Genomic DNA, 21,830 nt, shown 5'->3' with positions numbered 1-21,830 from the left:
TAGCCTGGTGTCGTGGTGGCCGTGAACAGGATCTACATCGCTCAGCTGGCCGGACTTCCCGTGTTCGGCCCCGACGGCGAACCCATCGGCAAGGCCCGTGACGTCGTGATCAGCCTCCGCATCGACCGGCAACCGCCGCGCGTGCTCGGCATGGTCGTCGAACTGGTGACGCGCCGGCGGATCTTCGTGCCGATGCTGCGGCTCACCTCGATCGAGCCGAACGCCGTGACGCTCGCGACCGGGTCGGTGAACCTGCGGCCGTTCCACCAGCGCGTCAACGAGGTGCTGGTGATCGGCGAGCTGCTCGACGCCAGGATCACGGTCGACGACGGTGCCACGGCGGTCGTCGTGGACGCCGCGATGGAGCTGACCCGCACCCGCGACTGGCGCATGGTCCGCGTCGCCGGCCGGGAACGCACGGGCCGGTTCAGCCTCAAGGGCCCCGTGCAGGTGTGGCAGTGGGAGGACGTCACCGGCCTGAGCGTGAACGAGATCGCGGGCCAGCCGCAGGGCGCACAGCAACTCGTCGCTGTCTACGAGGGGATGCGCGCGGCGGACGTGGCGCATTCACTGCACGAACTGCCGCCGAAGCGCCGCCACGAGGTCGCGGACGCGCTCGACGACGAACGGCTCGCGGACGTCATCGAGGAACTGTCCGAAGAGGACCAGAAGGACATCCTGTCGCACCTGGACGAGGAACGCGCCGCGGACATCCTCGAGGCGATGAACCCGGACGACGCGGCGGACCTGCTCAGCGAACTGTCCGAGGGCACCAAGGACCGCCTGCTGGAACTGATGGAACCCGAGGAGTCCGAACCGGTCCGGCGGCTGCTGGAGTACTCGTTCGACACGGCCGGTGGCCTGATGACACCGGAGCCGATCATCCTCACGCCGGACGCGACGATCGCGGAAGCGTTGGCACGAGTGCGAAATCCCGACCTCACGCCCGCCCTGGCGTCGATGGTCTTCGTCTGCCGCGCGCCCTCCGCGACACCGACCGGCCGCTACCTGGGTTGCGTGCACATCCAGCGGCTGCTGCGCGAACCACCGTTCGACCTCGTCGCCGGCGTGCTCGACACGGACCTGACCTACCTGTCGCCGAACGCCTCGCTGAGCGACGTGACGCGGTACTTCGCGACCTACAACCTGGTGTGCGCCCCGGTGCTGGACGAGGCCGAGCACCTGCTCGGCGCCGTCACCGTGGACGACGTGCTGGACCACCTGCTGCCGGACAACTGGCGCGAGACGGGACTGAGCCATGCCTGACCTGCCACCTCGGCGCAGACTCGACCAGCCGCGCGGACCACGCGGCTTCCGGTTCACGATCGACCCGGACACCTTCGGCCAGCTCTCCGAACGGCTCGCACGTTTCCTCGGCACCGGCAAGTTCCTGTTCTGGCAGACGCTCCTCGTGATCGCGTGGATCACGGTCAACCTCGTCGCCGTGTCCCTGCGGTGGGACCCGTACCCGTTCATCCTGCTGAACCTGGCGTTCTCGACGCAGGCCGCCTACGCCGCGCCGCTGATCCTGCTCGCGCAGAACCGGCAGGACGACCGGGACCGGGTGTCGCTGGAGGAGGACCGGAAGCGGGCCGCGCAGACCAAGGCGGACACCGAGTACCTGGCGCGTGAGCTGGCGGCGGTGCGGCTGGCCCTCGGCGAGGTGGCGACGCGCGACTTCATCCGGGGTGAGCTGGAGAAGCTGGTGAAGGAGCAGAACAACCTGAAGAAGGTCCGTCCTTGACCCTGGTCACGCGCTGAGCTGGCCGCTCGCGACCAGGTCGTCCAGCACCTCGTGGATCGCGGGAGCGGTCTCGGCGTGCTCGCGGTACTCGTCGCGGGTCACGTACGTCAGTTCGGCGATCTCGCCGGCCGGGCGCGGTGTGCCTTTCAGGTCGGCCGTGAAGCAGGTCATGTCGACCATCGCGCCCTCACCCTCGCCGTAGGCCGGGGCGACGTAGCGCTTGAGGACCACGGGACGTGCGGCTTCGACGCCGAGCTCTTCGGAGACCTCCCGCAGCAGGGCCTCTTCGAGGGACTCGCCGGGCTCGATCTTGCCTCCGGGGAGGTAGAAGGCCTTCTTGTTGCGTGAGCGCACAACGAGGAGGCGGCCGGCCTCGACGTGCACGAGTCCCACCACCGTGATCATGCGGTCACGGGAACACGTCGTCCGCGGCGAGGCGGTCGCACGTGCGGCCGAACGCCTCGAGCTCACCGGGGCCGAAGCTCTCCCCGAAGTGCTCGGCGACGCCGGCGAGGTGGGTTGTGGAGGCACTGCGGAGGCGTTCGGCACCCAGCGGTGTGAGCACGGCCACGATGCCGCGTCCGTCACCGTCGGCGCGTTCCCGCCCGACGAGCCCAGCACGTTCCAAACGGTCCACCAGGCGGGTCACGCCAGAACGGGACAGCAGAACGGCATCGGCCAGTTCAGTCATGCGCATGCGCATGGAAGGCGTCTCGGCCAGTTGAACCAGCACGTCGTACGCCGCGAGCGATAGGCGCTGCTCAGCAATCAGTTCGGCCTCGAGGACCCTCGTGATCCGTGCATGCGCGCGGAGGAACGATCGCCACACCCCGAGCTCGACACGGGTGGGCAACCGGGAACTACCCGATTCCGGCACGGGCGTCGATGTTACGGACAGCGCCCTCTCCACTACGACCTGGCCCTGTACTGGAAAGTGACCGGCCGGTAGGACGGGCACGAACCGGACGTAGCATGGATCGGTGACCACCACACAGCCCCTCCCCACCACCGAGGACGTCCGCAAGGCGCTCGCCGGTGTGCAGGACCCCGAGATCCGCCGCCCGATCACCGAGATCGGCATGGTCAAGGACGTCGAGGTCGGCGCGGACGGCGTCGTCGTGGTCGGCATCTTCCTGACGGTCGCGGGTTGCCCGATGCGCGACAAGATCACCAAGGACGTCACCGCGGCCGTCACGGCGCTGGACGGCGTCTCGTCCGTGCGCGTCGACCTGGACGTGATGAGCGACGCCCAGCGCACCGAGCTCCGCAAGACGCTGCGCGGCGGCGCTGAAGAGCCGGTCATCCCGTTCGCCCAGCCGGGCTCGCTGACGCGCGTGTACTGCGTCGCGTCCGGCAAGGGCGGCGTCGGCAAGTCGTCCGTGACCGTGAACCTCGCCGTGTCGATGGCCGCCAGGGGCCTGTCGGTCGGCATCGTCGACGCGGACATCTACGGCCACTCGATCCCGCGCATGCTCGGCGCCGACGGCCGCCCCACCCAGGTCGAGAAGATGATCATGCCGCCGCAGTCGCACGGCGTGAAGGTCATCTCGATCGGCATGTTCACGCCGGGCAACACCCCGGTCGTGTGGCGCGGCCCGATGCTGCACCGCGCGTTGCAGCAGTTCCTGGCGGACGTGTTCTGGGGTGACCTGGACGTGCTGCTGATCGACCTGCCGCCCGGCACCGGCGACATCGCGATCTCCGTAGCCCAGCTCGTGCCGAACGCCGAGATCCTCGTCGTCACCACCCCGCAGCAGGCCGCGGCCGAGGTGGCCGAGCGCGCCGGCTCGATCGCGCTGCAGACCCGCCAGCGGGTGGCCGGGGTCATCGAGAACATGTCTTGGCTGGAGATGCCCGACGGTTCGCGCATGGAGATCTTCGGAACCGGCGGCGGCGCGGCCGTCGCCGAGTCGCTGACCAAGGCCATCGGCTCCGACGTGCCGCTGCTCGGCCAGGTGCCGCTGGACCCGCGGTTGCGGGAGAACGGTGACTCCGGGACGCCGATCGTGCAGGCGGTGCCCGACTCGGCGGCCGCTCAGGTGCTGACCGGGATCGCCACGAAGCTGTCCGTCCGCTCCCGCGGCTTGGCCGGCCGCCTGCTGAACGTCTCCCCAGCCGGCCGCTGACCTCTTCCGCTCGACCGCACGCGGGGACCTTTCGTACTGCATGTCAGTACGAAAGGTCCCCGCGTGCGGTTCAGAACGAGGTCAGGTCGCGTCCGGGTCGTACGGCGGGCGCTCGCCCGGCGCGAGCGGGCGCTGCTCGGCTGCCGGCGGGGTCGACGGCGTCGGGTAGCCGTTGGACTTCGTGGTGGGCTCTGGGTCGTCGAAGAGGTGCTTCGTGACCGCGCGCTTCGGGTCGAAGTTGCGCAGTTCGCGCAGGTCTTCGAGGGGCTTGCGGAGTGACTCGAACTCCGGGCCCATCTCCTGCTTGAGCTGTTCTCGTGCGCCGGTCGCGTACTCGCGGACCTGCCTCACCGTCTTGCCCAGCCAGGCCGCGGCCGAGGGCAGGCGTTCGGGGCCCAGGATGAAGAGACCCGCGATGACGATGATGAGGATCTCTACCCATCCGATGCTGTCGAACACGGGTCCCAGCCTACTTGTCAGTCGCTCTTCAGTGTCACGTCTAGTTTGAGCTCGCGGCCCTGGCGGGCCAGCACTACCTGCACGGTTTCGCCGATCGCGTGCTCGCGGACCGCTACGACCAGTTCGGCGGCGTTGCGGACCATGCGGTTGCCCACCTTGGTGATGACGTCGCCCTCCTGAATGCCGGCGGCTGCCGCGGCGCCTCCCGCGGGGACGTTCTGCACCTGGGCGCCTTCGGAGGTCTCGGCGGACACGGACTTCACGTTGATGTTCATGTCCGCGTGCTTGACCTGGCCGCTGCGGATCAGGTCCTGGCTGATCTTGCGGGCCTGGTTGCCGGAGATCGCGAAGCCCAGGCCGACGGAGCCGCCGGTCTCGGTGCGGATCGACGAGTTGATGCCGATCAGGGCGCCGCGGGAGTCGACCAGCGCGCCGCCCGAGTTGCCCGGGTTGATGGCGGCGTCGGTCTGGATCGCGTCGTAGGTGACCTGGGGGCCGCCGTTCTCGCCCGCCGCCGTGACCGGGCGGTGCAGCGCGGAGACGATGCCCTCGGTGACGGTGTTGGACAGCTGCAGCGGGGAGCCGATGGCGATGACGCTGTCGCCCACCTGGAGTTCGTCGGAGTTGCCGAACTGCAGGACGGTCGGGTTGGTGACCTCGACCTTGATGACGGCGAGGTCGGTCTTCGGGTCGCGGCCGACGACGCGGGCCTGGGCGCGGGTGCCGTCGGTGAAGACGGCGCTGAGCTTGGCCGAGGAGTCCTGGGCCGCTGGGGCGACGACGTGGTCGTTGGTCAGGATGTAGCCGCCGGCGTCGATGACGACGCCGGAGCCGACGCCCGCGACGTTCGCGCCCTTGAACTCGATCGAGACGACGCTGGGCGTCACGCGCTTGGCGATGTCCGAGATCGAGCCGGCCGGGCGTTCCTTGCCCTCCGAGATCTCGGCCAGCGTGACCGTCGAGTCGGTCAGGGGGTTGCCCGCCCGGCCGATCAGCCAGCCGACGAGGCCACCGACGGCACCGAGGACGAGCGCGACCGTCAACAGCAGCGCCAGGGCCGCCGGCTTCACGCGACGGCCGAAGAGGAGTTCGGGAACGCTCAGCTGGGGACCGGGCCCCGGCTTGCGCTCGGGTTCGCCCGGCGGATCCTCACCGACGGCGGGCGGGCCGATCACGGCGCCGGAGGCCGGGTCGCGCCACGGGTCACCGGCGGGCTTGTCGCCCCAGAACACCGGATCGATGTCCGGGTCCGGGTCGGACGTGGGCTGCGGCGGCCGCTGCAGGAGTTCCTGCGAGCCCTGGCGGCCGAACGCGGTCACGAGGGACTCGGGAGGCGGTGGTGCGGACTGGAGCTGGGACACGGGCACGTCGCGCGAGGCGAACGCCCCGGGGACACCGTCAGGACGGCCGAAGGCGGTGGCGTACGCGGGGTCGACCGGCGGCTGCACCAGGGGGCGTGGCCGGAGCCTGCGATGCGCTCCGTCGTCCACTCCGGAAACGGGTGTGGACGTCTGGCCGTTGGGCGACTGCTGGCTCATCTCTCCCCGGATTTTTCGCTAGGAGTGCTGAACTACAGCGTGCCTGACGAACAGTGAAATGACTGTCAGGGGGTGGTCGCGAAGACCGCGCCGGCGTTCTGCGGAACCGGAACCGCGGGAGCGGGCGTCTCGCTCTCCGGCGTGGTGAACGCGAGCGCGCTCAGCAACATGCCGCTGACGACGACACCGGCACCCTGGCGGGCACGACGGCCGCTGAACCAGCCGTTGCTGCCGAGCGGTCTGGACGAACCCAGCACGGGCCCGGCACCGAACGCGGGCTTGTCCGTGCGCTGCACAGCGACGAACTGACCGTCCTCGGTGATGGCGAGCCCGTCCGGAGCGGACGGCAGTTCGACCTCCTGAGGGATCGCACCGAGCCTGTCCAGCAGCGACGCCGACGCCGTGGGCGCCGAAGCGGTGCGCACGGCGGAGCGCGCCTGCTGCTGGGTGAAGGTCTCGAACGCGCAGAAGCCACAGCGCTGAACATGCGCGGACGCGCGCTCGTGCGCGGTCGAGGACAGTTCCCCGTCCACGAACGCGACCACGGCATCCGGCAAGAGATGCTGCTCAGGCAGGCCCCAACCTCGGAGGTCGGTCATGCAGAGTCCTCCAGCAACGATTCTTGACGACGGCGTTCGAGCGCGACCTTCAGAGCCTGGCGGCCCCGATGGATCCTGCTCCTCACCGTACCCATCTTCACCCCGAGAGTGGCGCCGATCTCCTCGTAGGAGAGGCCTTCCACGTCACAGAGCACGACGGCGGCACGGAACTCCGGCGGGAGCTCGTCCAGCGCGGCCTGCAGGTCGGGGTCCAGGTGGTTCTCGTCGTAGATTTCCTCAGGGGACAGGTCGTCACCCTCGAGGCGGTCGTTGTCCTCGGGCAGCGCCTCCATGCGCACGCGACTGCGTCGGCGTGCCATGTCCAGGAAGAGGTTGGTGGTGATGCGGTGCAGCCACCCCTCGAAGGTGCCCGGCTTGTACGACGCGAGCGACCGGAAGACGCGGATGAACGTCTCCTGCGTCAGGTCCTCTGCGTCGTGCTGGTTGCCGGTCAGGCGGTACGCGAGCCGGTAGACCCTGTCCGCGTGCTCACGGACGATCGCGTCCCACGAGGGCGGCGTCCAGTCGGCCGTCTCGATGGGCGCGACGGCCTCCGGAGAACTCGACTGCGTGCGCATCAGGTGTTTCGGCACCTCCATGTGGGCCGCCCGGCGACCCTTATGCGGCTCAACGGGCGACGGGTCCGGCTTGTTCCCGACTAGAGCCTGGCTTCCTGCCTCTGTACCTTCTCCTGCTCCCTTTAAACGATCGTGAGAGTGGGCTGAGAGCACCCTGAGAATTTTGGTTCGGGCCACGTTCACCCGTTTTGGGCAGAGATGGCACTAACCTGCTAGACCGTGACCACGGAATCGGCCCTGCGGGAGTACGTCGAGCAGTACCTCCCCGAGGACGACGTGCACCTGGCAGCACGAGCACGCGGCCAGGAACTGGGCTGCGTGCCCATCGGCGCGGGCGGAGGCGCCGCCCTGCGGTTCCTCGCGACCGCACTCCAGGCCCGCGCTGTGGTGGAGATCGGCACCGGAGCGGGCACCAGCGGCCTCTACCTCCTGGCGGGCATGCCACAGTCAGGCGTCCTGACCTCGATAGACGTGGCCTCGGACCACCAACGGGCAGCCCGCGAGGCCTACGCGGCGGCCGGCATCTCCCCGTCCAGAACCCGCCTGATCATGGGCAAGGCCCTGGACGTGCTCCCCCGCCTGACCGACGCGGCGTACGACCTCGTCTTCGTGGACGCCTACAAGCCCGAGTACCCGCAGTACCTGCAACACGGCGTGCGCATGCTGCGCCCGGGCGGCGTGATCGCGTTCGACAACGTCCTCTGGCACGGCGCCGTCGTGGACCACACGAAGCGGGACGAGTCGACTCAGGCGATGCGGGACATCGCGCGCCTCGTGAAGGAGGACGACCGCCTCGTGCCCGTGATCCTCCCGCTGGGCGACGGCCTTCTCGTGGCGGCGCGGCGTCCATAAGAAAGCCGGTTGGCCCACCTGAGTGAAGCGGTAACAACGCTTCGCGACCATTCGACATGTCCTCCGCAGGGTCGGGGACGGTCAATTCCCCGAAAGGGGCTCAGGTGAAACCAACAAGAGTTCTCGCCGCACTCGCGGCTGCCTTCGTACCGATCATCGGGCTGACCACACCCGCCGTCGCTGTTGACGACCCTTGCTGGGCAAACGGTGACGACATGGTCGACTCCAGCTGCGGCAGGCCCACGTACATCATCGATCCAGGCATCCACCACGAACTCACCAGGGCCGACGTCCTGAGGTTCGCGGACTATTACGTGGACCGCGGGTTCGACCGCAATTTCCTCTGGTACGCACCGGAGCAGCAGCGACAATTCCACTCCGCGACTGAAAGATGGTCCGGCTGCGTCGGCAACGTGCAGCTCTACACGCCCTGCCAACCGAGTGCGGTGAACTACCACCCCGTCGTCGGCTCCTTCGACGAGAACCCCGTAACCCTGCACACCCTGTCGTACGAAGGCAGCTTCATCGCGCTGGCCTGCGGAAACTTCTCCGAGAACAAGTCCGGCAAGCCGGTGCCGGTGATCAGCGGCCACAAGTACCACGACGCGAACCGCAACGGCGTCCGCGACGCCGGTGAGCAGGGCCTCGCCGGCTGGACGATGACCCTCCACCGCGACCGCTCCGACGCAGGTCAGGGCACTGGCGCGGTCGACACCAGAACCACTGACGCGAACGGCTACTACGAGTTCCGGCTGAACGGCCAACTGCCCGGCGACTACGCGGTCACCGAGGAGAACCGCGCCGACTGGACTCGTACCTCAAGCACCGAACGCCACGCCGTGCACGTGCCGATCGGCGCCGCCAGCACCAAGTACGGGGGCCGCGACTTCGGCAACGTGGAGACGAAGGCCGACGCCGTGAAGGTCGCCTTCGACGTCGTCGACCCGCCCGCCGAGATGACCGCCGACACCAGCCACGCCCTGCGCGTCCGCGCGCTGCTGGAGAACCGCGGCCCCGCCCCGGTCATCGAGGTCCAGGACGCGATCTCCGCTTCCGGTCCGCCGGACTGCTCGTTCACCACCCCACCGCCCGCGATCAGACAGCTCACGCTCGGCAGGCCTGTCGAGGTGGTCTTCGAGGTCGGCGTCACCTGCCTCGACCCGAGCTTCCACCCGTTGACGTTCCACAACGCGCTGACGGTCACCACCCCCGGCGTCACCGATCCGGACCCGGCGAGCAACCACCGGACCACGAGCGCCACGATCGCGGTGATCGACGAGGCGAACGTCGGCATCGACAGCACCCGGCTCGACTGCGTGACCCGCACCTACGTCCGCGACCAGTTCGAATGCACCGTCACCGCCGTCGCGGTCAACATGGGAGACCACGGCCCTGCGGACACCGACGTGCGGCTCGGACTCACCGGCCCGGCGGACTGCGCGCTGACCCCGGACGGCCCGACGAGCCACGCGACCTCGCTGTTCACCAGCCCGGTCACCGTCTCGTCGAAGTGGGACGTGACCTGCGCGAACCGCAGCTACCACGACTTCACCGCGTCTTCGGAGGCCGTGCTCGGCCACCTGCACGTCATCGACCCCGACGGCGCGAACAACAGCGGCACGGCGACCGGCCGCGTCGAGGTGTTCGAGCGCACCGACCTCTCGGTGGCGGACCTGCGGCTGACCTGCACCGAGCGCCAGTACCGGACTCAGGCGTTCGACTGCACGAGCACGGTCACCGTGGCCAACGCCGGCCCGGCCGACGCCGTGCACACGCTGACCACGGTCACCTTCGGCGCTCCCGCGGACTGCACGGTCTCGCCGGACACCGGCCAGCAGCAGGCGCACGTCCTCGGCGCCGGTGCGTCCGCGACGTTCACCAAGGACTGGACGGTGTCCTGCACGGAGAGCCGCAGGCACCTGCTGTCCACCGGTGCGGTGGTGATCGCGGACGAACCGCACCCCGAGGACACCGACCGCACCAACGACGCCCGCTCGATCTCGTGGGTGCCGCCGGACGTGAAGCCGCGCAGCTTCCCCAGCTCGATCAACGTGAAGAAGGAGGGCCTCGTCCCGGTGGCGGTCCTGTCGACGACGGAGTTCGACGCCGTCACGCAGGTCGACCGGACCAGCCTCACCTTCGGCGCCACCGGTCTGGAGCAGAGCCTCGTCCGCTGTGGATCAGCCGGTGAGGACGTGAACGACGACGGACTGGCCGACCTGGTGTGCCAGTTCGACACCACGAAGACTGGCCTGACCTGTGGCATGACGACGGCGACCCTGATGGGCCGCACGACCGACGGCCGCCGGTTCGAAGGGCAGGACGACGTCAAGCTGACCGGGTGCTGAGCCCGGCACGACCGTTCGATCAGTAAGCCCTGACGCCCTTGCCGAGGACCGTGACGCCACCGGCGCTGACCGTGTAGCGCTCACGGTCCATCGGCGCGTCCACACCGATCAAAGCCCCATCAGGCACAACGACGTTCTTGTCCAAAATAGCCCGCCGAACCACAGCACCCTTGCCGATCCGAACTCCGGGCAACAGCACAGAGCCCTGCACGACCGACCCGACCTCGACGGTCACGTCGGACGAGATCACAGACCCGTGGATCTTCCCGGAGATGATCGACCCGGGCCCCACCATGGAGTCCTCAGCAGACCCACCGGCGATGAACTTGGCCGGAGGCATGGGAGGAGTGGCGGTCCGAATAGGCCACAACTGGTTGTACAGGTTGAAGATCGGATGGACCGAAACGAGGTCCATGTGCGCGTCGTAGTAGGCGTCGATGGTCCCGACGTCCCGCCAGTACCCGCGATCCCGATCAGTGGCACCGGGCACGTCGTTGTCCTGGAAGTCGTAGACGTGCGCCTTCCCGCGGTCCACCAGCATGGGGATGATGTCGCCACCCATGTCGTGGTCCGAGTCGGGGTTCAACGCGTCCCCGCGAAGCGCGTCCAGCAACGCCTCGGTCGTGAACATGTAGTTGCCCATGGACGCGAAGGTCACGTCCGGGTCGTCCGGCACGTGCGGCGGCTCGGAGGGCTTCTCCAGGAACCGGGTGATCTTCCCCGAGGCGTCGCTGTCGATGCACCCGAACGCCTTGGCCTCGTTCCGCGGCACGCGGATGCCGGCGACGGTCACGGCCGCGCCCGACTCGACGTGCTGCGAGATCATCTGGCCGGGGTCCATCCGGTACACGTGGTCGGCTCCGAAGATGACCACGTGGTCGGGCTTCTCGTCGTGGACGAGGTTCAGCGACTGGAAGATCGCGTCGGCCGAGCCCGTGTACCAGCGGGGGCCCAGGCGTTGCTGGGCCGGGACCGGTGTCACGTACTGACCGAGCACATTGGACAGGCGCCACGTGGTCGAGATGTGGCGGTCCAGCGAGTGCGACTTGTACTGCGTCAGCACGCAGAGCTTCGCGAGCCCGGCGTTGACCAGGTTCGACAGCACGAAGTCGACCAGCCGGTAGTTGCCCCCGAAGGGCACAGCCGGTTTCGCGCGGTCCGCCGTCAGTGGCCACAGGCGCTTGCCTTCACCACCGGCAAGCACAATTCCGAGAACGTGCGGCTGCCCCTTCACGGTATGTGACCCTATCCGTGCGATCGTTCTCGAACCAGACGCAAAGCGGTTCGTCCCAACAAGTACCGCCGTGATCTACGGTGGGTGCGTGCGAGTAGCGCTCTTGACCCGGGAGTATCCGCCAGAGGTGTACGGCGGGGCTGGCGTGCACGTGGGATTCCTCGTGCCCCATCTCCGCGAGCTCGTGGACGTCGACGTGCACTGCTTCGGTGCACCGAGATCGGACGCCACGGCCCACAACCCGCCGCACAGCCTGGAGCAGGCGAACGCGGCTCTCACGACCCTCGCGGTCGACCTGGAGATGGCCTCGGCGATCTCCACTGCCACGCTGGTCCACTCGCACACCTGGTACGCCAACATGGGCGGTCACCTGGGCAAACTCCTGCACGGCATCCCGCACGTGGTGACGGCGCACTCGCTGGAACCGCGCCGGCCGTGGAAGGCCGAGCAGCTCGGCGGCGGGTACCGGATCTCCTCCTGGGCGGAGCGGACGGCGTACGAACACGCCGACGCGGTCATCGCCGTGAGCGAGGGCATGAGGGCCGACGTGCTCGACGCCTACCCCGCTCTCGACCCGGCGAGGGTGCACGTCGTGCGCAACGGGATCGACAGCGACGCCTACCACCCGGTCACCGAATCGGACGCCCTGACGTCCCGTGGAATCGATCCCACGAAGCCGATCGTGGCCTTCGTGGGAAGGATCACGAGGCAAAAAGGTTTGAGCCACCTCGTGGCCGCCGCGCACCAGATCGACCCGGACGCGCAGATCGTGCTGTGCGCGGGAGCGCCGGACACGCCGGAGATCGCCGAGGAGATCAGGCAGGCGGTCAGCGAGCTCTCGCAGTCGCGGCCGGGCGTCTTCTGGATCCAGAAGATGCTGCAACCGGCCGAGGTGCGGCAGATCCTGAGCCACGCGGCGGTGTTCGTGTGCCCGTCGGTCTACGAACCGCTGGGCATCGTGAACCTGGAGGCGATGGCGTGCGGCACCGCGGTCGTCGCGAGTGACGTCGGCGGCATCCCCGAGGTCGTCGTGCACGGCGAGACGGGCCTCCTCGTCCACTACGACGAGCATGACTTGTCGACATATCGACTCCAGCTCGCGGAATCGATCAACGAACTGATCACAGACCCCGAGCGCGCGAAGCGCTTCGGAGCCGCCGGACGCACCCGCGCTGAGCTGGAGTTCTCGTGGTCCGCGATGGCCGGGCAAACCGTCGAGGTCTACCGCAGTGTGATTTGAGCCACACTCGTCCGGGGCAACCCTGAAGAGTGAGCGCCGCCTTTAACCAGTAGTGACGTTTCGGTTTCAACTGGTGAGGGGCGCGAGGACTGTGCGTTGTGCGGTGCTGGGTCTGACGGTCCTCCTCGCAGTGACTGGATGTGCCACAGCTCCCACCGCGCAACCGGCGGCGGTCCAGCTCACGATGGACGGCAAGAAGCTCGCCGATGCCTCTGAACTGCAGGCGACCGCCGAGGCGCAGCTCGCGTACACGCTGGACTACGGCTACGTGGCACGGGCCGGTGCCGCCGCGGTCAGCTGCTGGTTCGCGAAGACCGGCCTCGAGTCCGAGGTCGACAAGCGGCTGTGGTGCGGACCGGTCCAGGTCCCCGGCACCGGCGCCAGCACCGACTGGGTGCCCGTGCCGCTCAAGGAAGTCACCAAGACGGATGATGAGGTCCGTTACGAAGTGCAGTCGCCGCAGGTACCCGAGAAGGGCAACCGCAGCACGCCGAGCGGGACGCTCGTGCGCACCGACGGCAAGCAGTTCGACCCGTCGAAGCAGCAGGACCTGACGGCCGGACGCGACTTCCTGGCCGTGCTGCCCGACGACGGCAAGCGCTCGAACCACGAGCTCGGGCTGGGTGACGCCGACATCAAGCTGCGCGACGACCTGCTCGGCACCGCCGTGACCGGCTGGGCGAACCCGGACATCTGGTTCACCTCGGAGGGCACGCTGCGCGCCGAGACCGGGTCACGGCTGCGCGTGGTGCGGATGAAGGTCGAGAAGCTGAACGAGACGGACAGCGGTTTCCACCGCACCAACTGGCAGGGGTTCGCCCCGCAGCCGTCCGAGCTCGCGCTGGAGGTCCCCGGCAAGCGCCAGGTCCTCCCGGCCGACCGGCTGCCGGCCGCCGGCTCGGTCTTCGTCGTCTACACCGTGCCCGACCCGCAGGAGGGCGCCGAGCACATCACGCTCGGCACGCTCGGCGCCAAGTCGCTGGAACAGCGCGCCGAGGTCCCGTCCGGCAAGCGTTCCGGCAACCCGCCGCAGGTGCTGACGCGCGCCTCCGCCCCCGCCCAGTTCACGGAGCAGACGCAGAAGATCCGGTTCAACGACCGGGAGCTCGGCCTGAAGATCACCGGGGTGAGGCTCGGCCGCCAGCGCCCGGTCAAGCTCGGCGAGAGCCAGTACGACGTGGCCACGATCTCCGCGCCGGACAAGGCGTTGCTGGAGGTGCGGATCGAGGCGACCGGCGACCTGCCCGACACCGCGGGCGGCCTGTGGACCAAGGACCTGATCACCGTCACGCTGCCGGACGGCTCGGCCGCCCGGCAGGTCGGCGCCCGCTACGACGGCGGCCCGCTGCCGTTCGCGATCGTCGTCGAGGTCCCGGCGGACACCCGCTCGGTCTCGGCCGGCATGGTCGACGGGCTGCTGGACCTGCCGCGCCTCGGCAGGACGACCATCGCGCCGGTCGACTCGCGCGCCACCCTCGCCCTGGAGTTCTGAGCCGGTGGTGTGTTCGCTAACCCTCGCCGGTCCATTTCGTGTCCAGGCGGGTAGCTCGCGGTGCCGCCCCCACGCCCTCATATCGGGCATATGGGGGCGTGGGGGCGGTGCCGCGAGATGCCCCACTGGGCGCGGAATTGACCGGCGAGGATTGCGAACACACCACCAGCATCGCTGCTAGCGCCAGCCAGCCCAGGAGCACCAGTACCAATCCGCTCCAGCCCCACTCCTCGTAGGCGGTGGCGCCGGACGTCCCGCCGATGCTGCTGCCGACGTAGAACCCGGCGAGGTAGAGCCCTGAGGCCTGGCCGCGGGCGTGCGAGGGAGCGCGTGCGGCGACCCAGCCGCTCGCCGTGGTGTGCGAGGCGAAGAACCCGGCGGTGACGATCGCCAGGCCGAGCGGGACCCACACCAGACTCGCCATGGCACCGAGAGCCAGCACGCCGATGCACAGCAGCAACACCTTGCCGCGGCCGAACCGGTCGGCCAGCCTGCCCGCGAACGCCGCCGCGGTGCTGCCGAAGCCGTAGAAGAGGAAGACCAGCGTCTCCAGCCACGCCGGGCCGGAGAGCTGGAAGCCCGCGACGTTGTAGAACGAGATGAACGTCCCCACGAGCAACACCGCGACCACGTACATGGACAGCAGCACGGGGTCTTTCAGCGCCGCCTTCATGCCGTTGGGCGCCCGCTTCGGCCGGTGCTGGGCCTTCGGCAGGAAGAACACCACGACCAGGGCCGCGACCAGCCCGAACACGCCGGCGAGCAGCACGGAGCCGCGCCACCCCAGCCAGTCCGACGTCATGCCGGTGACCAGCCGTCCCGACATGCCGCCCAGGCTGTTGCCCGCGATCATCGCGCCCATCGCGGCGCCGAGCTTCCCCTTGTCCAGCTCGTCCGCGAGGTAGGCCATGGACGCCGCGGGCACCCCGGCCGCCGCGACGCCCTGCAGCACCCGCAGGACCAGGAACACCTCGTAGTTCGGCGCGAACGGCAGCACGAGGCCGAGCAACGCCGCCACCAGCACGCTGACCACGATCACCGCCCGGCGCCCGGTCCGTTCGGACAGCATCGCGATCGGCACGACCACCACCGCGAGCGCCAGGGTCGCCGCGGAGAGCGCGAGCGACGCGCTGCCCGGTCCCAGCCCGTACTCGGCGGCGATCTGCGGCATCACCGCCTGCGGGGTGTAGAGCAGCGCGAAGCAAGCGAACCCCGAAGCGGCGATGGACGCGGTCAACCTGGTCACGCATCTGACGCTAAGCCATACGTCCAATACGGAAATGCGGCAAAATCGATCCGTGGACGAATTGGATCTGGCACCGAAGCTGGCGGTGCTGAAAGCGCTTGCCGCCGACGAGCACGTGACTCGCGTCGCGGAACGCCTCGGGCTCCCCCAGCCCACGGTCAGCCGCTGGATCGCCGAGCTCGGCGAGCAGCTCGGCGCGCCGCTGCTGGTGAAGACCGGCCGCCGGGTCCGCCTCACCCGCGCGGGCCGGTTGCTGGCCGAGGCCGCGACGCGCTCACTGACCGCGCTGGAGCCCGGTCTGCGCGAGGTCGAGGAGGAGCTCGACCCGGAGAAGGGCCGTGTCGTGCTGGGGTTCCTGCACATGCTCGGCCGGTCCGTGGTGCCCGAGCTGGTCCGCGGGTTCCGCGCCGAGCACCCGCACGTGCGGTTCGGCCTCGTTCAGAACGCCCGCTACACCGTGGTCGAGAAGCTCTTGCAAGGCGAGATCGACCTCGCGCTGGTCGCTCCGCCGCCGGAGGAACCCGAGGTGGAGTCGGTGGTCATCTTCGAGCAGGAGCTGATCGTCGTGGCCCCGGTCGCCCACCGGCTGGCCTCGCGCGAGGTCGTCCGGCTCGCCGATCTCGTCGACGAGGACCTCATCCTGCTGGAGCACGGCTACGGCCTGAGGCAGATCACCGACGACATGTTCGCGAAAGCGGGCCTCACCCCTCGGATCGCGTTCGAGAGCCAGGAGATCGAGACCGTGCGCGGCCTGGTGGCGGCCGGGCTCGGCGTCGCGATCCTCACGCACGCCGAGTCCACTCCACCGCCAGGCCTTCGCGAGCTACCGCTGTCGCCGCGGTCGGCCCGCGTCTTCGGGCTGGCGTGGCTCAGGGACCACCCGTTGCCGCCCGCCGTCCGGGCCTTCCGCGACCACGCGTTCCGGACTCACGGCGTCCAGCGCTGAGTGCCCGACCACGTCCGCAGGTACGACTCGGCGCCACCGAGCATGTCCTGGACCAGCTGGTCGCCGCCGAGCTGGCGGACCTTCTCGACCCAGTCCGGCAGCAGGCCGATGTGCGCGCCGCCGTCGACGTTGATGTCCCAGACGCGTTCACCGGTGCGCTGCCGGTCGACCAGCGGGCCTTCCGGGTAGGTGCGGAACGGGTAGGTCACGCCGGTCTGCGGTGCCGGGTGCGCACCGACGCCGTTGTAGTCGGAGCCGAACCCGATGCCCACGTCGTACCTGCGCCGCAACGGTTCCGCGGCGGCCGCCTGCGCGACGTACCCCTCGGGGCTGTTCTCGTAGCCCGCGATGAACCCGCCGAGCCCGTAGACCTTCTCGGTCCACTGGGCGTCCATCCAGCTGTGGCTGGAGACGATGCCGGGGTAGCGCGCCTGGGCGGCCAGGTCCAGCGTGCGACCGGCGGCCTTCACGCTCATGTGGTCGATCTCGATCATCATGTGCCGGCGCATCATGCCCTGCACCGCGTACTCGCCCAGTGACGTCAGGCCGCGCACGTTGCACCGCTTCGCCGGGTCGTACGCGGGCGCGACGGCCGAGGCCGGGACCAGCGCGTTCGGGCCGACGGTGCCGATCGGGTTGTCCTGCTGCGGGCCCTTGCACTGCTCGGTCTGCCACCACTGGCCGGTGCGCAGGAACTGGCCCGCGTTGATCACGCCGCCCTGCGTGCCCGAGTCGAACCGGACGCCGCACAGCGCGTTGTCGAACTTGTGGCACAGGAACGCGCTGCGCACGCCGAGCGCGTACATCTCGTCGAGGCCGCGGTCGATGTCGCCCCTGTTGCACAACGGGATGTCGAGGAACGTCCGGCAGCCGAAGATCTCGGAGGTCTCGATGCCGAGGACCACCGCGAGCTTGCCCTGGGTGATCACGTCACGGGCCTGCTCGGCCGACGTGACGATGCGGAACCAGCCCTTGCCCGCGCCGCCGAACTGCCTGTCGACGAACGCCTGCAGCTCGTAGGTGCGCTGCGCCTGCAACCGGACCGACTGCATCTCGTCGCAGGGCTTGTCCTTGAACGGGTGGATGACGCACAGCGTGGCGTTGCTCGTCAGGTCCTGGACCAGCACGCGCTGGCCGCCGCGCCACGCCCGTTCCAGCCAGGCGTAGTAGTTCTGCTGGTGCGAGACCGTGGTGGAGGAGGGCCAGTCCTTGAACGTCGGCCAGCCCACCGGGTCGTGGCCGTCGAGGTCGCCCGTCACGATCGCCTCGAAGATCGCGCCCAGACCCGCCGGGTGGTGCTCGGAGCAGTCCTTCAGCGCGTCCGCGATGCCCTGCTCCGAGAACGGCTTGCCGCAGATCAGCTTGCCGCCGAAGCCCTCGTGGGTCATGAGGTGGTTGTGCGCGTCGACGAACCCGCGCACCCTGCCCTGGCCGTCCGTGCCCTTGAAGGGCTCGCCCGTCACGTTGATCTGCGAGTCCACCGCCGGCCGCGCCACCGGTTCCCACCAAGGCGTGCTCGCGGTGGCAGGACTTAGGGCCGTTAGGACCAACGAGACGGCGAGAGCCAGGCGGAGTAACACGAGCGCTCCTCTACGACGGTGTGAAGGCGCTCACATCATGCCGTGGAACTTCGCCGTCTCGTATGGGTAGTTAGTAGGGATTAACGCGAATATTTTTCAGCCAGCTCGACGAGCGTCCGCGCGCCGAAGCCGGTGGCTCCCGCGACGACCTCGTCGTAGACCTTCTCCGAGCGCGCCGGGCCGGCGATGTCGAGGTGCGCCCACGGCACGTCGCCCGCGAACTTCTGCAGGAACAGCGCCGCCGTGATGCCACCGGGGCCGGGCGGACACTGCTTGTAGTCCGCGATCTCGCTCGCGACCGCGCTCACGTGCTCCTCCAGCAGCGGCATCCGCCACCACTGCTCGCCGACGTTCGCACCGGCCTCGACGACCTCGGCCGCGAGCTCGGCGGACGGGCTGAACACGCCACCCGTGCGCAGGCCGAGCGAGACCTTCATCGCGCCGGTCAGCGTCGCCACGTCCACCAGGAGGTCGGGCTCCAGGTTCTTCACCGCGTACGCCAGCGCGTCGGCCAGGACCATGCGGCCCTCGGCGTCGGTGTTCGTCACCTCGGTGGTCGCGCCGCCGTAGTGGCGCACGACGTCGCCCGGCCGGTACGCCGAGCCGCTCACGTGGTTCTCCGCGCACGGCACGAGCCCGGTGACCCTGACCGGCAGCTTCCTGCGCGCCACGGCCAGCAGCGCGCCGATCACCGCGCCACCGCCCGCCATGTCGGTGCGCATGAGGTGCATGCCGTCCGCGGGCTTCACCGAGATGCCGCCCGTGTCGAACGTGATGCCCTTGCCGACGAACACCAGGTGCGGGCCGGTGGTGCCGTACGTGAGCTCCAGGAACCGCGGCGGGCGGGCAGATCCGCCGCCGACCGCGAGCACGCCGCCGAAGCCCTGCTGTGCCAGCCACTTCTCGTCGCGCACGGTGGCGCTGAGCCCGTCGACCCTGTCCGCCAGCCTGGCGGCGGTCGTGGTGAGCCAGCGCGGGTCCTTGACGTTGGACGGCGTGTTGGCGAGATCCCGTGTCAGCGCCGTCGCGGTGGCGAGCGCGTGGGCCTTCAACGCGGCCGACGTGAGCACCTCCTCGAACCCGTCGTCGTCGGCCGTGATCAGCCGCAACGAGCCGACCCGCTTCGGGGCTTCCTCGCCGGTGACCTTGAAGCGGTAGCCGCCGAGCGCCGCGCCCAGCACGAACGCGCGCACGTTGGCGGCGTCGAAGTCGGGAGTCAGCAGGACGTCGGCGGTCTTGGGCGCGTCCTCGCCGCTCAGCGCCCGCACGAGAGCGGCGCCTGCCGCGCGGTAGTCCGCGAGCGAGCCGGTGCCGACACCGAGCGTCCAGGTCTCGTCGTGCCGCACCGCCTCGCCGGCCTTGCCGGTCAGGCCGGAGACGTCGATGCCGTCGCCGCCCGGTCCGAGCGCCGGTCCCGTGGACACGAGCACGACCGCCGGAACGTCGCGGCGTGCGGCGGTGGCCACCTCGACGTCCACGAGCTTGGTTGGCACTGACGGCACCGTCGACGCCACGGTTGGACCTCCCCTATTGCATTAACGACCGTTCATTCTCACCTGGTGCGAGAACGAAGCGATGCCCCGGTCTCCACTGTGGAAACCGGGGCTCAACACTGCTTCCTCGCCGGGATGCCTCAGCCGGCGGCGGCCCTCAGCGCGTCGCCCAAGGCGCTGGCCTCGTCCGCCGACATCTCGACGACGAGGCGCCCACCACCCTCGAGCGGCACGCGCATGACGATGCCGCGTCCCTCCTTGGTGACCTCGAGGGGACCGTCGCCGGTCCGGGGCTTCATGGCCGCCATCGCGTGCTCCCTCCGTCAACATCTTCCCCGTCCGGCCAGGCCGGATCTGCTCCATTCTCCCCTATGGCGACTCAGGGGCGAAACCGAACCGATCTTTTGGCGAGTCCGGGTGACAGTTGTCGATCTTGGCTTGTGCCTGATCAACACCTGTTTTCACGACAAGGCAACACTTTGGGCACGTAGGCCGTGTCGTGCCGGTCCGGTCGATGGGAGCCACAGGCGAGAGGCCCGGAGGCGGTGCCGCCGGGACGCCCTCATACCGGGCGTATTCGGGTGTCCCGGCGGTGCCGCCTCCGGGCCCCTCGGCTGCGGCTGTCGCGGCCGGACCGACACGGCACGGCCTTGGCCGTGTCGTGACAGACTGGGCCGGGTGCGAGCCCGTTCCGCGCTCTTCGACGTCTACGGCGGCCACCTGCGCGAGCGCGGTGGGGCCGCCACCATCGCCGCGCTCGTCCGGCTGCTCGAGCCCCTCGGTTTCGCCGCGCCGGCCGTCCGCACGGCCGTGTCGCGCACCGTCCGGCAGGGCTGGTTGCAGCCGTCGCGGCTGCCTGACGGGCCCGGATATGCCATGACACCTCGCGGGGAACGAAGGCTCGACGAGGCCGCCGCCCGCATCTACCGCACCGGGCCGTCCACGTGGGACGGTCGCTGGCACGTGGTGGTGCTGGAGGAGATGCCCGGCCGTGACTCGCGCGACCACCTGGCCTCGGAGCTGCAACTGCTCGGTTATGGCGCACTCGGTCCTGTGACGTGGATCGCTCCCCGGCCGTCGCCGGAGCTGGCCGACGTGCTGGCCGCCGAGGAGGTCGCGGCACGAACTTTTCACGGTTCACACGACGGTGGCGACGCCGAGCTCGCGGCGAAGGCGTGGGACCTGGCCGAACTGGGCCGCGACTACGCCGCGTTCGTCGCGCACTGGCACGAGACGGTGTCCGTTGTGGACGAAACGGACGACGCGGCGGCGTTCGCAGCGTCACAGCAGCTGCTGCACGCGTGGCGGAAGTTCCTGTTCCGCGATCCCGGTCTTCCTGCTGAACTGTTGCCACCGGACTGGCCGGGGCACGCGGCAGCGTCGTTCTTCGACGAACAGACACTGCGGCTGGCACCGGGCACGAGTCGTTTCGTCGACGAGTGCCTGCGGCCGGTGCGCAACGTTTCCACAGCTTGATGGAGGTCCAGTGTCCGAGCTCCTCGTCGACGACGCCGATGGTGTGCGCACGCTCACGTTCAACCGCCCCGAGTCGTTCAACGCCTTCACCGTCACGCTGAAGGAGGCGTTCCTCGCCGCCCTGCGGGAGGCGGCGGCGGACGACTCGGTGCGCGCGGTGGTGATCACGGGTGCGGGCAGGGCGTTCTGCGCGGGTCAGGACCTCAAGGAGCACATCGGCCTGCTGCAGGCCGGTGATCCGGCGCCGCTGCACACCGTCGAGAAGCACTACAACCCCATCGTGCGCGAGCTGATCGGCATGCCGAAGCCGGTGATCGCCGCGGTCAACGGCAGCGCGGCCGGTGCGGGCGCGTCGTTCGCCTACGCCGCGGACCTGCGCATCGCGGGAAAGTCGGCGAAGTTCCTGATGGCCTTCGCGAACGTCGGCCTGACGGCGGACTCCGGCGCGTCCTACACGCTGCCGCGGCTGATCGGTCACGGCCGCGCGATGGAGATGATGCTGCTCGCCCAGCCCGTCGGCGCCGAGGAGGCGTTGCGGGTGGGCATGGTCAACCAGGTCGTGCCGGACGAGGAGCTGCGGTCCACCGCGCACCTGCTGGCCGCGAAGCTCGCCGCCGGACCGACGACGGCCTACGCGAAGATCAAGGAAGCGCTGGCCGCGGCGGCGGACGGGACGCTGGAGGACGCGCTGGAGGCCGAGCGGCGCACCCAGGCCGACTGCGGCGCGACCGAGGACCACCGCGAGGCGGTCGACGCGTTCGTGAACAAGCGCGCCCCGAAGTTCAGCGGGCGCTAGCGCCCCCGCGCCGGGCCCCGGACGTTGATGAGGGGAGCTTTCACAAACCTGAGGTTTGTGAAAGCTCCCCTCATCAACCCGGA

The 21,830-nt window shown here is 69.5% G+C and carries 21 protein-coding genes; 10 read left to right on the top strand and 11 right to left on the bottom strand.

Annotated elements, in window-relative coordinates:
* Positions 1-12 precede the first annotated feature (12 nt).
* Positions 13-1,266 (top strand): magnesium transporter MgtE N-terminal domain-containing protein, encoded by a 1,254-nt coding sequence (locus LX88_RS09950; protein ID WP_258947427.1) that lies wholly within the window; start codon positions 13-15, stop codon positions 1,264-1,266.
* Complete coding sequence (locus tag LX88_RS09945; protein WP_258947426.1) at positions 1,259-1,744, top strand: DUF1003 domain-containing protein; 486 nt, start codon at positions 1,259-1,261, stop codon at positions 1,742-1,744. The genes LX88_RS09950 and LX88_RS09945 overlap by 8 nt, the downstream gene beginning before the upstream one ends.
* Positions 1,745-1,750: 6 nt before the next feature.
* Here the strand turns inward: LX88_RS09945 and LX88_RS09940 are convergent, their stop codons facing one another.
* Entirely contained in the window at positions 1,751-2,149 is a 399-nt protein-coding gene (locus LX88_RS09940) for an NUDIX hydrolase (protein ID WP_258947425.1), read from the bottom strand.
* Positions 2,150-2,153: 4 nt separating this feature from the next.
* Positions 2,154-2,621: a MarR family winged helix-turn-helix transcriptional regulator gene (locus tag LX88_RS09935; protein WP_035913526.1), complete on the bottom strand. Its 468-nt coding sequence runs from the start codon at positions 2,619-2,621 to the stop codon at positions 2,154-2,156.
* 103 nt (positions 2,622-2,724) lie between these two features.
* On the opposite strand from LX88_RS09935, the gene LX88_RS09930 reads away from it, so the two are divergent.
* Positions 2,725-3,870, top strand: coding sequence for an Mrp/NBP35 family ATP-binding protein (locus tag LX88_RS09930; protein WP_090065666.1), 1,146 nt, complete (start codon positions 2,725-2,727; stop codon positions 3,868-3,870).
* 81 nt (positions 3,871-3,951) lie between these two features.
* Here LX88_RS09930 and tatB read toward each other — a convergent pair whose 3' ends face one another.
* From tatB to sigE, 4 genes are all read right to left on the bottom strand, one after another.
* A complete protein-coding gene (tatB, locus tag LX88_RS09925; RefSeq protein WP_258947424.1) occupies positions 3,952-4,329 on the bottom strand; it encodes a Sec-independent protein translocase protein TatB in 378 nt (125 codons plus the stop codon).
* Positions 4,330-4,346: 17 nt separating this feature from the next.
* Complete coding sequence (locus LX88_RS09920; RefSeq protein WP_090065664.1) at positions 4,347-5,867, bottom strand: trypsin-like peptidase domain-containing protein; 1,521 nt, start codon at positions 5,865-5,867, stop codon at positions 4,347-4,349.
* A gap of 65 nt (positions 5,868-5,932) precedes the next feature.
* Positions 5,933-6,466 carry a zf-HC2 domain-containing protein gene (locus LX88_RS09915; protein ID WP_258947423.1) on the bottom strand — a complete coding sequence of 178 codons (534 nt, stop codon included), beginning with the start codon at positions 6,464-6,466 and terminating at the stop codon, positions 5,933-5,935.
* Entirely contained in the window at positions 6,463-7,044 is a 582-nt protein-coding gene (gene sigE, locus LX88_RS09910) for an RNA polymerase sigma factor SigE (RefSeq protein WP_082374044.1), read from the bottom strand. The genes LX88_RS09915 and sigE overlap by 4 nt, the downstream gene beginning before the upstream one ends.
* A 219-nt stretch (positions 7,045-7,263) precedes the next feature.
* Here sigE and LX88_RS09905 point away from each other — a divergent pair, with 219 nt between their 5' ends.
* Together LX88_RS09905 and LX88_RS09900 are read left to right on the top strand one after the other, a co-directional pair.
* On the top strand, positions 7,264-7,896 hold the full coding sequence (locus tag LX88_RS09905; RefSeq protein ID WP_258947422.1) for an O-methyltransferase: 633 nt from the start codon (positions 7,264-7,266) through the stop codon (positions 7,894-7,896).
* 215 nt (positions 7,897-8,111) lie between these two features.
* Entirely contained in the window at positions 8,112-10,244 is a 2,133-nt protein-coding gene (locus LX88_RS09900) for an SdrD B-like domain-containing protein (RefSeq protein WP_258947421.1), read from the top strand.
* A gap of 19 nt (positions 10,245-10,263) precedes the next feature.
* Here LX88_RS09900 and glgC read toward each other — a convergent pair whose 3' ends face one another.
* A complete protein-coding gene (gene glgC, locus LX88_RS09895; protein WP_258947420.1) occupies positions 10,264-11,478 on the bottom strand; it encodes a glucose-1-phosphate adenylyltransferase in 1,215 nt (404 codons plus the stop codon).
* Between the two features lie 88 nt (positions 11,479-11,566).
* Here glgC and glgA point away from each other — a divergent pair, with 88 nt between their 5' ends.
* Positions 11,567-12,718 (top strand): glycogen synthase, encoded by a 1,152-nt coding sequence (gene glgA / locus LX88_RS09890; protein ID WP_258947419.1) that lies wholly within the window; start codon positions 11,567-11,569, stop codon positions 12,716-12,718.
* A gap of 130 nt (positions 12,719-12,848) precedes the next feature.
* The gene (locus tag LX88_RS09885; RefSeq protein WP_258947418.1) at positions 12,849-14,210 is read left to right on the top strand and encodes a hypothetical protein; all 1,362 of its coding nucleotides are present in this window, start codon (positions 12,849-12,851) and stop codon (positions 14,208-14,210) included.
* 16 nt (positions 14,211-14,226) lie between these two features.
* Here LX88_RS09885 and LX88_RS09880 read toward each other — a convergent pair whose 3' ends face one another.
* Positions 14,227-15,456, bottom strand: coding sequence for an MFS transporter (locus tag LX88_RS09880; protein WP_258947417.1), 1,230 nt, complete (start codon positions 15,454-15,456; stop codon positions 14,227-14,229).
* Positions 15,457-15,508: 52 nt separating this feature from the next.
* On the opposite strand from LX88_RS09880, the gene LX88_RS09875 reads away from it, so the two are divergent.
* Positions 15,509-16,402 (top strand): LysR family transcriptional regulator, encoded by an 894-nt coding sequence (locus tag LX88_RS09875; protein ID WP_258947416.1) that lies wholly within the window; start codon positions 15,509-15,511, stop codon positions 16,400-16,402.
* Here LX88_RS09875 and LX88_RS09870 read toward each other — a convergent pair.
* From LX88_RS09870 to LX88_RS09860, 3 genes are all read right to left on the bottom strand, one after another.
* Positions 16,384-17,898, bottom strand: coding sequence for an amidohydrolase family protein (locus LX88_RS09870; RefSeq protein ID WP_258947415.1), 1,515 nt, complete (start codon positions 17,896-17,898; stop codon positions 16,384-16,386). The two genes, LX88_RS09875 and LX88_RS09870, sit on opposite strands and share 19 nt — an antisense overlap.
* Before the next feature lie 164 nt (positions 17,899-18,062).
* Positions 18,063-19,475, bottom strand: a complete 1,413-nt coding sequence (locus LX88_RS09865) for a leucyl aminopeptidase family protein (RefSeq protein ID WP_258947414.1) — start codon at positions 19,473-19,475, stop codon at positions 18,063-18,065.
* Positions 19,476-19,615: 140 nt separating this feature from the next.
* Positions 19,616-19,783, bottom strand: coding sequence for a DUF3117 domain-containing protein (locus LX88_RS09860; protein WP_084402065.1), 168 nt, complete (start codon positions 19,781-19,783; stop codon positions 19,616-19,618).
* A 370-nt stretch (positions 19,784-20,153) separates the two neighbouring features.
* On the opposite strand from LX88_RS09860, the gene LX88_RS44205 reads away from it, so the two are divergent.
* On the top strand, positions 20,154-20,951 hold the full coding sequence (locus LX88_RS44205) for a PaaX family transcriptional regulator (RefSeq protein WP_090065657.1): 798 nt from the start codon (positions 20,154-20,156) through the stop codon (positions 20,949-20,951).
* Between the two features lie 10 nt (positions 20,952-20,961).
* Positions 20,962-21,747, top strand: coding sequence for an enoyl-CoA hydratase-related protein (locus LX88_RS09850; protein ID WP_258947413.1), 786 nt, complete (start codon positions 20,962-20,964; stop codon positions 21,745-21,747).
* The last annotated feature ends 83 nt before the right edge of the window (positions 21,748-21,830 follow it).

The sequence above is a fragment of the Lentzea californiensis genome, from assembly GCF_024648825.1.
Taxonomy (GTDB): Bacteria; Actinomycetota; Actinomycetes; order Mycobacteriales; family Pseudonocardiaceae; genus Lentzea; species Lentzea californiensis.
Note: the sequence above shows the minus strand (reverse complement) of the source record. Positions and strands in the feature narration are given on the sequence as shown.